The 2,367-nt window shown below is 41.7% G+C and carries 4 protein-coding genes; all 4 read right to left on the bottom strand.

From position 1 onward, the window contains the following. Positions 1 to 124 precede the first annotated feature (124 nt). The gene (locus JWH17_RS24775) at positions 125 to 355 is read right to left on the bottom strand and encodes a double zinc ribbon domain-containing protein (RefSeq protein ID WP_369125082.1); all 231 of its coding nucleotides are present in this window, start codon (positions 353 to 355) and stop codon (positions 125 to 127) included. Positions 356 to 418: 63 nt separating this feature from the next. Beyond that, complete coding sequence (locus tag JWH17_RS23075; protein WP_205225056.1) at positions 419 to 1,090, bottom strand: zinc ribbon domain-containing protein; 672 nt, start codon at positions 1,088 to 1,090, stop codon at positions 419 to 421. A gap of 19 nt (positions 1,091 to 1,109) precedes the next feature. Continuing rightward, a complete protein-coding gene (locus JWH17_RS23070) occupies positions 1,110 to 1,718 on the bottom strand; it encodes a hypothetical protein (RefSeq protein WP_205225055.1) in 609 nt (202 codons plus the stop codon). A 161-nt stretch (positions 1,719 to 1,879) separates the two neighbouring features. Further along, on the bottom strand, positions 1,880 to 2,125 hold the full coding sequence (locus tag JWH17_RS25025; protein ID WP_499776920.1) for an SH3 domain-containing protein: 246 nt from the start codon (positions 2,123 to 2,125) through the stop codon (positions 1,880 to 1,882). Positions 2,126 to 2,367: the final 242 nt, after the last annotated feature.

The following is a 2,367-nucleotide window of genomic DNA, read 5'->3' as shown; positions in this document are numbered from 1 at the left end:
ACAAGCTTCACAGCTTCTTCTTTGAATTCATTTGTGTAGTTACGTCTTTTTCGTTTGGTCATGAATTACCTCCTCAAGAATTGTTATTTCACTCTTAAGAAAGTGTCCATAAATTCCTACCACATCAATTGTCGTCTTGAGTAGCTGGAGGGTCGATAGAGTTGCTGAAGGGTTTGCTTATCTTGTCTAATCTTTCAAAAGGGTCTGGATCTCCACATACTGGACAACTGTTAGACTCAGGAGAAATCAAGCTATTGCACACAAAGCATTCGACCCCTTTAGCAGCACCACACTTAGGGCATACTGCAGCCCTCACAGAAATGGCACTTGAGCATTCTATACACTTTGTTAACATGAGATTGTTTGTGCTTTCTGCTGGTTTATCACTCTTGTCCTTTACTGTCATCGAATCTCCTGTCTAATCATTTCTATCGTATTGATTAATTGTTTCTTTTGATATTATTACATCATATTTTTCTTGATTGCAGTAGTTGGCAACTGATTTAAGCTTGTTGGTTTCTGGGCCAGACATTGCGCTGATACCGTAGTGATCTATATACTTTTTAAGTAGGTAGCAGTCTTTAGGGAGATTAAAGTTTTTTTGGAACAATGAGTTAGGTTTAGCTTCTGGTAAATCCTCGTCGAGAGGCTTTGTTTCTTTGTTAACGAACCAAAATGTTGGTAACTCAGTTGCTTTAGTTATGGGTGGATCGACTTCTTTTGATGTAGCACTAAAGATAGTTATTAATACTATAAAAAAGAACAACAGAATTCCTGACATCAATATAGTTTCAAGCTTATTGCTCTGAAAAGACTCTCTCTCTAGCGTTGCAATATCACCCTGACCGTTAGTATTATCATTCCCATGATTCAGCTCAACTGCTTCCTTTGGAGCAAACGGATCAGGATCACCACACTCAGGGCAAGCGGTAGAATCAATAGGTATTAAGTTGTTACAGATCGAACAGGGCTTCGTTTGAATACTATCACAGCTCGGACATATTGTTGCTCTCACTGATATCATACTTGAGCACTGGCAGCATTCGGTCATCATAGGCTTTGTGGTGATACTTGTTGAATCGTTATCCATATAGTCTTCTTCGTATAGTTTACAGTGTCGTCCAGTCTTGGAAGTAAGGTGATCCTTTGATCCTCACGGTCAGTCTGCTCAAGTACCTCTCTCTGTCTAACTCCTCGCCAACCACGGTTATCACCTGCCCCTCAGTCCATACCATGTTCAGAAGCTCCAAAGCAGACTCAGAGTTACCAGAGTAATAGAGATCTAGAAGAGTAGAGGTTAGCTTCGATATGAGCCCAGATCCATCTCGATTTATTGGCAACTTTAAGCCTTGAGCTAACTCCATAAGTTGATCATGTGAAGGCTTGGGGTTCCTCATGTCACTCAGAGAAGGAACTAAGCTACCATTCTCAACTTTCAGGATAACCTGTGGAGCTGGAGATAACGCAAAGCTATAGAGCCAGTAAGCATAGCTCCAATCGTTAACCATAACCCTCCATTCTCCAGTTGAGTCATACATCTCAGGTAGTACATCGCTGTACCTAAGGTCAATAGATAGCTCCTCCTTGTACAGAGGATCTTTGGAGACATACGTTATTCCAAAGCAACAGTGAGCACCTCCTGTGGATGATCTCAGGTAATAGTAGGGACTATTGGAATCAAAGCCTCCAGGGGTTATCTGTACTCCATTTAAGGTCATATCTGAGATACGTGGGAAGTGTGGCAGGAACTCACCTTCCCTTGCGTATATCCTTGAGTGAGACTGAGGATAGACATAGCTCGAAGATGCTGGAGTGAAGTGTTTGACCCTATGGAACTTATTCTCATGTTCTTTTAAGGTGTATGAGAGAGTGTAGTCAGCTAATAAAGACTTAGAATATAGCCTGTAGGGTACTCACCAGGAGCCTCTTGGATCTTCAGCCACTTTTCTCTTTGCCCTTTACCGACATCAGTCTCTACTACTGCCACAACGAATCCACCAGGGATTACAGTTAACACCTTACTTGATAGGCTTGGGGAGTCTCTCTGTCTAGCGTTCTTTAGGACTTCGTAGAGATGTTCTTCTTCGTAATCAGAAGCAAGGCAACTAACTACATCAAGGAACACCAGAAGAACCACAGCTGAATATCGAGCTAATACCTTTATAAGATAGTTTCTACCTCAGGTGATGAAATTAATATAGAATGCTTGACCATTAGCTGAGGTATGGCCTCGATGTCAGCTAGTGTCTGTCCATAAATAGCAATTTTTTCAAAGGCGGCCGCAGCCAGTCGCATCAGCGAACACAATCGGTTCATAGGGCAAGCAAACTTTTGCTATCCTTTTCAGCTTGTCATTTGAAAATTCCT

Origin of the sequence: Desulfogranum marinum (assembly GCF_016918565.1) — a bacterium.
Lineage (GTDB): Bacteria > Desulfobacterota > Desulfobulbia > Desulfobulbales > Desulfobulbaceae > Desulfogranum > Desulfogranum marinum.
This window is presented reverse-complemented; position numbering and strand designations above follow the sequence as displayed.

What these genes read in the sequence shown, in the direction of transcription:
- JWH17_RS24775 (WP_369125082.1), bottom strand. Translation starts at nt 355, where the DNA reads ATGTTAACAAAGTGTATAGAATGCTCAAGTGCCATTTCTGTGAGGGCT.
- JWH17_RS23070 (WP_205225055.1), bottom strand. Translation starts at nt 1,718, where the DNA reads ATGACCTTAAATGGAGTACAGATAACCCCTGGAGGCTTTGATTCCAAT.
- JWH17_RS23075 (WP_205225056.1), bottom strand. Translation starts at nt 1,090, where the DNA reads ATGGATAACGATTCAACAAGTATCACCACAAAGCCTATGATGACCGAA.